This is a genomic window from uncultured Marinobacter sp. (assembly GCF_947259545.1).
Classification (GTDB): Bacteria; Pseudomonadota; Gammaproteobacteria; order Pseudomonadales; family Oleiphilaceae; genus Marinobacter.
In genome coordinates this window covers 367,991-375,048 of the sequence record NZ_CAMYMK010000011.1, presented here as the reverse complement: position 1 = coordinate 375,048, position 7,058 = coordinate 367,991, and the positions used below count along the sequence as shown (strand labels likewise).

Sequence of the window (7,058 nt, the reverse complement as noted above, 5' to 3'; positions counted from 1 at the left end):
CTATCTTCGAGTACATCGAAGTGTTTTATAACCGGAAGAGAAGACACTCCGCTTTGGGCTATCTCAGCCCGGTGGAATACGAGCGCAGATGCGCATAACGAGTGTCTATTTTTCGTGGGTAGGACCAGTTGCAAGGAAAATAATGCAGTTCCCTTTTGAGCTTACGAAATCAGAAACTGCCGTATCAAATGATTTATCTGAGCTACCGCTGGATTCGAGATATATTGCCTGTTTTGGCAAGTCCAAAAATATAGCAGCCTTAGAGAAATTCACTGCGCTGAAGAGTCTCTGGCTTTCTGGGGTCAATGAAAAGCAAGCAGCCCTTGTACCAAAGATGGATAGAGTCGAGACCTTAGTCATTCATGACCTTCGTACGCCAACGCTTGCAATACTGAGTAACTTTCCGAACCTCCGAACGCTTCTAATCTGGGGGAATACTAAGGCGAGCAAGCTGACGGAATTATCTGCTCTGAAATCACTTCGTGTTCTGGGGCTAGAGCATTTTCCTAAGGTCAGAACCATAGATGAGATAGCATCGCTTGAGGGGCTGGAAATGCTCTGCTTGACCGGGAGTATGGATACAGCTTTAAAGCTGGATACGCTTTCACCGCTTGGTAACTTGAAACAGCTTGAATTGCTGCATATCACTAATTTGAAAGTTGCAGATGAAAGTCTCGCTTTCGTAGAACATCTGGGCAGTCTCAAGGAACTACAGGTATCAAACCAATTTCCAACGGAAGAATATGCAGCTTTAAAAGCCAAATGTGGTGACGTTAAATGTACCCATCTTGCGCCCTATATCTACAGCGGCCTAAAGTGCAGCAACTGCGGTGCTGGTCAGGCAATGGTCATAGGTAAACGCAAGCCGTTTGTATGCCCGGCTTGTAACCCCAAAAAACTGGAAAAATACCAGTCCCAATTCGAGAATATGGTGGCAAATGCAACGTAACCGGGGGCTGCAGCGGATCGCTTTTCCGGCGCGGTGCGCCTCCAAATCGGCCGCTGAGCCCGGGCGTTAAAACCGGTGCAATCGAATGAAACGCCACCGGCGCCTTCCGGGTCAATGCAGCCCGTATGTCCGTTCCTGTTGATAACGGAAATAGCCCGCCTCTTCCTCCTGGCGAATGATGTCGGCTTCCGCGCCAAGCAGGTTCCTGCGGGCTTCATTCAGGCGGCGTTGGCGTTCTTCGCCTTCATAGTTCGAGGTGATTTCCTGGCGGGTTTGCATGTACGTTTCACCGGCTTCCCAGCGCCTGTCCCGAGTGCGATCCAGGCGGGCAAGGTTTTCTATCGCGCGTTCATTGTAACCAAGGCTGCGCCGCGTTCTGGCGATTGTTTCCCGCCGCTCATGGGGGGACATGTCCCGTAACTCGTCCTGAGTCGCCGCGAGAAACTTGTTGGCAAAGGAATCGCCCAGGGCCATGCTCTGGTTCCGCATGACATCTTCGGGGTATTCCTGGTGCACCAGGGTGCTGAATTCCTCCAGGCGTTCATCAAGGGGGCGGTTGGACTCCGCGGCGAGGTTATCAATGGCCTTTTGCGTCTTGTAATCGCGTATCTGATGTTGCCAAAGCTCTTCGGCTACCTCTTTGCCGAAAATCTCGGCACGGTGCTTCATCAGCACCTCCATTCGCTCTTCAGGGTCGAGCTGAAGAAGGTCGCTTGCTCCCAGACGTCGCCATTCTTCGTATTCCAGGTGGTTGTCTGCGAGCTGTACTAATTCTGTTGCCATGCCGGGAAACGCTGCCTCCAGAAACTCTGTCATCATTTCCCGCCAATTGTCGGGGTACTGGTGGCGCACATAGCTGAGCAGGGCATTAATCAGGTCGATCTGTCCCAGAGCTGTATCCAGATCAGCGCCATGGTGTTTTTGCATCAGTGCGACGACCTGCTCAAAGCTCAGATCCCCCATCACCACCGATGCGCCTTCACCCATGTTCTGGCGATCCAGGTTGGCAAGAGGTGCCGGAGATTCTGGCTGTTGCTGAGGGGAGGGCGCTGGCGGCGCGGTCTCCTCAATGTGTTGGGCGTTCCGGGGTGTTTCAGCCTCTGCCGCTGGTGGTTCTGAAACAAAGCTGTAGACAAAGGCAATGCCTGCTGTTGCCGCTAGGCTGATGATGAAATATTTCGAAGTGGCGAGGTTGCGGGATCTCATAATCTGATGGCTCTGGTTTTCATTGTTGTGAGTGCCGGTGAAGGCTCTCCAGCGAGCCTGTTCCGGAAAAAAACGGAACAGGCTCGTTGTGGCCTTTTAAGGAAAAACGCGCGTTCTTCAGTCGTAGTGTGCGATGTAATGGAAGATGGCACCGTAGAAATTACGGATTCGGAACGTGGTATTGGGAATACCGATCATGTCCAGATGATCCTGGTTGATTACTGCGCCCATGGAGGTCATCTGGGTAGGCGTGGGATAGTTGATGTCGCCTACATAGTCGGTATCGGTGTAACTGGTCAGGTAGTCCATGCCCCAGGCGTTGTAATGGAACTGGGTGCGCCAGCCCATTTGCTGGGAATTGACCCCTACCAGGCCGTCGTCATCAGTGTCTTTCTTTTCTCCATCACCCTTGCCCGCTGCGCCATCGCCGCTGCAGTCATCGGTGCACCAGCCGTCACCATCGATATTGAAATAGTTGTTCTGGGTAATCCACAGTGCGGGATTCACGTTTGAACCTTGCTGTGAATTCACAGTGGAAGCGTAGCGCTTGGCATAGGTATCGCTGACCGGATAGTTCTGGTTGAACTGCTTGGCCCCGGTCAGGGTGCCGTCATTGGGATCGTAGTCATCGTAGATCAGCTGTTTCAGTGCGGCGTTGGCGTCGTTATCCGAGCCGTAAACAATATCGCCATAGGTTTCTGCCAGCGCTTCGACAATGTTGGAGACACCCTCACCCAGGTCGAGCACATGTTTGGCAATGGGGGAGCCCCGATGGGGAGAGGAAATGCTGTAGGCCACTTTCACGACCTGGTAGCCAAAGCGATCGTGGAGAATCCTGGCGGCTTTGCGCAGGTCCATGCCACCCTGGGAATGGCCAACCAGATTGACGTGCTGAAAGTCGTTGGCGATCATCCAGGACTCAACGGCATTGGCCAGCTGCAGTCCGCGGTGGTCGGAAGAATGGAACGGCGACATCGAGGCCGCAGCGCCGATCTGGCCCGAGTCCAGATACTTGTTGCAGCTGCTGTACCAGTAGCAGTTCCGGTAGAGCTTTCGCCCGTAGGTATCGCTGAAGTAATGATAGCCGAGAATGTCGTCGAATCCCCCCATGCCATGAACCATGACGACTGGGTGGGTGGTCCTGTCAGCACCTGCGTGAGCTGTATTGATACTGAATAGTGCGCCAACCGCGAGGGACGCGGCTATCAGGAAGGTTTTGGCTTTGAAAAAGATTTGTTTATTGGTTTTGTTTTTCATTTTGCAGCCTTTTATGTCTGCTCCGCACACACCCAGATGTGCCAATCCGAGACGATCCTGGGTATCAGCTCAACTGCGTCCTGCAGGGGATTTGCATTCTGGATTCCCTTGAAGAGGGATGTAAGTGCATGCAGTGTGTCAATTTATGCATCCGGGATTGCCTTGAGGCGGAATTCAGGATGCGCTTTTGTTGTTTTGAACACTGGATTTTCTTGTTTTTCCTTAAGTCAGATTTGCATCCGACCCAGCGAATATAGTCGGTAAATAAATAGTTAGCTAATCCCAGTTTGGGAGATTGATATGTGGCAATGGCTGGGCCTGGCCGCAGCAAACCCCGGCGTTGAAGGCTGTACTACCATTGTTTCATCACCATGAGTGTGAGTCTTTCCTAATGATGGATATGCTTAGAATTTGTGTTTTGTGATCTGTCTCACAAATGGAAAGGCGATCATGAAGACTCCTATGCAAATGGTAAGTGCAGGAATGGCACACAAGGAGATATCGTGAAGGTTTCTATTAACGGTTTACCCTCTTAGCTTACTGACTGACCTGAAGCTGAGAAGACGGAACACACAGGGGAACCGGGGGCGGCTTGGTCTAAACTTAGGTAAGTTTTCCCCTGCAGGCACTGTTCGGGCTTGATTGATCCCGGCGTTGTCAGGGGATGGGTGCCACATCTTTTCACACAAAAGAGACGTCCATGAACGACGAAATAACGCTCATCGGCAATACTGTTGTTTCCGAGTTTTCAGGCCTCACCGATCTGGGTGAAATGCTTATTGTTTTGATCAGGCTCCTGCTGGCTGTGCTGCTGGGAGGAGTGCTGGGGCTTGAACGGGAGCAACGAGGCAAGGCCGCCGGTGTGCGCACTCATATGCTGGTTTGCATGGGAGCGGCGTTGTTCATCCTGATTCCTCAACAGGCAGGCATCTCTGACGTGGAAATGAGCCGTGTTATCCAGGGCGTGATTACCGGCATCGGCTTTCTGTGCGCGGGAACGATCATCAACGGCAGTGACGAGCAAAGTGCATCCGGGCTCACCACGGCGGCGGGCATCTGGTTCACTGCCGCGATAGGCATCGCGGTTGGTCTGGGGCGGGAGCAGACGGCAATTCTGTGCACTCTTCTGGCCTGGATCGTATTGTTTGTAGTGCCTAAATTCTCGCGCCTCTTAAGTTCGAAACAACAAAAATAGGATCGCCGCCCTCAAACAGCAAAGGCGCTGGCGCCCTTCACCCATACACCTCACAGGACAAAGCACCCGATGACCACTGTTTTACCGCGCCCCTTGCGAATGACCCTGTCACTGATCGCAGTTTTTTTACTCGCGGGCTGTGACACGCCGCAGTTACTGTCGCCCGATGCTCGCCTGCCGGATGGCAGTACCTATACCGGCGATGTCCGGAATGGCTTCTTCCACGGTGAGGGCGTTCAGGAATATGCCAGTGGCGCGGTCTACCGCGGCCAGTTCTGGGAGGGGTACTGGCATGGCCAGGGCGAACTCGAATCCCCGGCGGGTTGGCGATACGAAGGCGAGTTCCGGGAAGGCCTGATGGCGGGGCAGGGTGTGCTTGAGGACGAGGAAAGCCGTTATGAGGGGGCTTTCCGGAACAATGACTTTCATGGGAAAGGTCGCTACGAAATCAATGGCAGCGTCTATATCGCCGAATTCGAAGGTGGCGCGCCCGTACAGGGAAAGCACGTTACCGACTATGGCACCTATGAGGGAGAATTTCGCGACTGGTATTACCATGGTGAAGGCACTTACTCCTTCACCGGTGAATCGGCGGAGTTGGACATCCTCTCGGGCACCTGGGAATACGGTGAATTCCTTGATGGGGAAGAATACATCCCGGAAGAATCGCCGACGCCCCATACCGAGAAGATCCTCGCCGAGGACCACAAACGTCTGAATAACCAGATCGAAAGCCTGGAACCTGAGCGGCCAGGCGAGACGGACGCCTATTTCCTCGCCGTGGGGGGAGACGGCACCGAGTCGGTTTTCATGCGTGACATCCAGGTTGCAAGAACGGCCCTGCAGGCACAGTTCGATGTGGAGAATCGTGCCGTCATGCTGCTGAATCACCGGGATTATGAAACCTTCCCTCTGGCCACCCGCCCCTCCATCGCAACGGCCCTGGAAGCGTTGGATGAGCACATGAACCCGGAGGAGGATTTGCTTGTCATCCATCTTGTCAGTCATGGCCGGAAAGATGGACAACTGTTATTGCAGCAACCTGGTATCGAACTGCCGGACCTGACGCCCCAGGCCTTTGCGGAAATGCTGGAGCCACTGGACGCCCGCCGGAAACTGCTGGTGGTGTCAGCATGCTACTCCGGCCACTGGCTCAATCAACTCAAAGACAGCGATACGCTGATCCTGACTTCCGCAAGAGCAGATCGCACGTCCTTTGGCTGCGGGGACGACTCGGAAATGACCTGGTTCACCAAGGCGGTGTATCAGAGCGTGGGCCTGTCACTCACCGATCCCGAGAGCATGTTCGAGCAGATCAACACGCAGATCAGAGACTGGGAAGAAGAAATCGGTATGGCGGAAGACCTCTGGTCCTATCCCCAGTCCCACCTTGGCGAAAATATGCGGCAATGGCTGATCCAGGCCGACATGGGGCTGAGTCCAGCTCCAACAAGCGAACAACCATGAATGCCCGGAGTTCCCGGGGCGAAGCTAAAGGTTGAGGCCCGCCTGCAGCATATCCTCTTCGATAATTTGCGCCAGGCGTCTGACGCCGGGGCCGATCTGCTCAGGGTCGTGAAAAATCAGATAGAGCTGCGCAAAGCGGGCATCACCATCGCCCAGAGGTAAGGGCTTCAGCAGACCGGACGTCAGTTCATGGCGGATTTTGTCTTCCGGCAGCCAGGCAAAACCATAACCGCGGCACACAGCACCGATGGAGGTGGCCATACTGGAGACGGTCCAGCGCTGCGCGACGTCTACGGTAGAGGTGCGGCTATCGCGCTGGTGTGATGTATCACGGACCACCAGGTGGCGATGTTTGCGCAGGTCGGACAGGCTGAGTTGGCGCCCCAACTGATGCAGAGGGTGGTCGGCATGGGCGACTGGGATAATGCGGGAGGTGTGGGGCAGGGCTTTGCCATTGGAGCCCGCTGGCACCTCGGGCAGAATGGCCAGCTCCACCTGACCGGACATCAGCAAGTCCGGGCCGCCCTGGAAGATGGTTTCGTACAGGTTGATGCGGGTGTGGGGGCTGTCCCTGCCAAATCGTTCGAAACTCTCCAGTAGCAGCCAGGTGGGATACAGGGCCTCCACCGCAATATTGATTTCACTTTCCCAGCCAGCGGACACCTTGCCTGCCGCCCTTTCCAGGTTGGCTGAATCCTCCAGTAATTGTCGGGCCCGACGGTAGAGCATGTCACCTGCCGGCGTCAGAATGGCGCGACGACCTGCCATCTGGAACGCTTTGATATCCAGCAGACGTTCCAGCTTTTGTACGGCATAGGTCACTGAGGACTGGCTCTTGTGCAGCTTTTCTGCTGCCTGGGCATAGCCACCGGCTTCCACGACGGCCACCAGGCAGCGCCACTGTTCCAGGCTGATATGAGGAGAGGGAAGGCGTTCCATTAAGCATCTAAATATTCGATAGAATTGTGCCAAATTTTGAACTAT

General features: G+C 54.4%; 7 protein-coding genes. 4 read left to right on the top strand and 3 right to left on the bottom strand.

What is annotated here, in order from left to right; genetic code table 11:
- Together Q0Y21_RS18445 and Q0Y21_RS18440 are read left to right on the top strand one after the other, a co-directional pair.
- The coding region (locus tag Q0Y21_RS18445) for an IS3 family transposase (protein WP_297795338.1) at positions 1–98 on the top strand (98 nt) is incomplete at its 5' end.
- Between the two features lie 44 nt (positions 99–142).
- Positions 143–949, top strand: coding sequence for a hypothetical protein (locus tag Q0Y21_RS18440; RefSeq protein ID WP_297798501.1), 807 nt, complete (start codon positions 143–145; stop codon positions 947–949).
- A 111-nt stretch (positions 950–1,060) separates the two neighbouring features.
- Here the strand turns inward: Q0Y21_RS18440 and Q0Y21_RS18435 are convergent, their stop codons facing one another.
- Positions 1,061–2,155, bottom strand: coding sequence for a hypothetical protein (locus tag Q0Y21_RS18435; RefSeq protein WP_297798499.1), 1,095 nt, complete (start codon positions 2,153–2,155; stop codon positions 1,061–1,063).
- A 117-nt stretch (positions 2,156–2,272) separates the two neighbouring features.
- Positions 2,273–3,412, bottom strand: coding sequence for an acetyltransferase (locus Q0Y21_RS18430; RefSeq protein ID WP_297798497.1), 1,140 nt, complete (start codon positions 3,410–3,412; stop codon positions 2,273–2,275).
- Between the two features lie 700 nt (positions 3,413–4,112).
- Here Q0Y21_RS18430 and Q0Y21_RS18425 point away from each other — a divergent pair.
- Together Q0Y21_RS18425 and Q0Y21_RS18420 are read left to right on the top strand one after the other, a co-directional pair.
- Positions 4,113–4,607, top strand: a complete 495-nt coding sequence (locus Q0Y21_RS18425) for an MgtC/SapB family protein (protein WP_297798495.1) — start codon at positions 4,113–4,115, stop codon at positions 4,605–4,607.
- A 69-nt stretch (positions 4,608–4,676) separates the two neighbouring features.
- Entirely contained in the window at positions 4,677–6,074 is a 1,398-nt protein-coding gene (locus Q0Y21_RS18420; RefSeq protein WP_297798493.1) for a C13 family peptidase, read from the top strand.
- 24 nt (positions 6,075–6,098) lie between these two features.
- Here the strand turns inward: Q0Y21_RS18420 and Q0Y21_RS18415 are convergent, their stop codons facing one another.
- On the bottom strand, positions 6,099–7,013 hold the full coding sequence (locus tag Q0Y21_RS18415) for a LysR family transcriptional regulator (RefSeq protein WP_297798491.1): 915 nt from the start codon (positions 7,011–7,013) through the stop codon (positions 6,099–6,101).
- Positions 7,014–7,058: the final 45 nt, after the last annotated feature.

Coding starts and splice junctions, on each gene's coding strand:
- Q0Y21_RS18440 (WP_297798501.1), top strand. CDS start 143: ATGCAGTTCCCTTTTGAGCTTACGAAATCAGAAACTGCCGTATCAAAT.
- Q0Y21_RS18435 (WP_297798499.1), bottom strand. CDS start 2,155: ATGAGATCCCGCAACCTCGCCACTTCGAAATATTTCATCATCAGCCTA.
- Q0Y21_RS18430 (WP_297798497.1), bottom strand. CDS start 3,412: ATGAAAAACAAAACCAATAAACAAATCTTTTTCAAAGCCAAAACCTTC.
- Q0Y21_RS18425 (WP_297798495.1), top strand. CDS start 4,113: ATGAACGACGAAATAACGCTCATCGGCAATACTGTTGTTTCCGAGTTT.
- Q0Y21_RS18420 (WP_297798493.1), top strand. CDS start 4,677: ATGACCACTGTTTTACCGCGCCCCTTGCGAATGACCCTGTCACTGATC.
- Q0Y21_RS18415 (WP_297798491.1), bottom strand. CDS start 7,013: ATGGAACGCCTTCCCTCTCCTCATATCAGCCTGGAACAGTGGCGCTGC.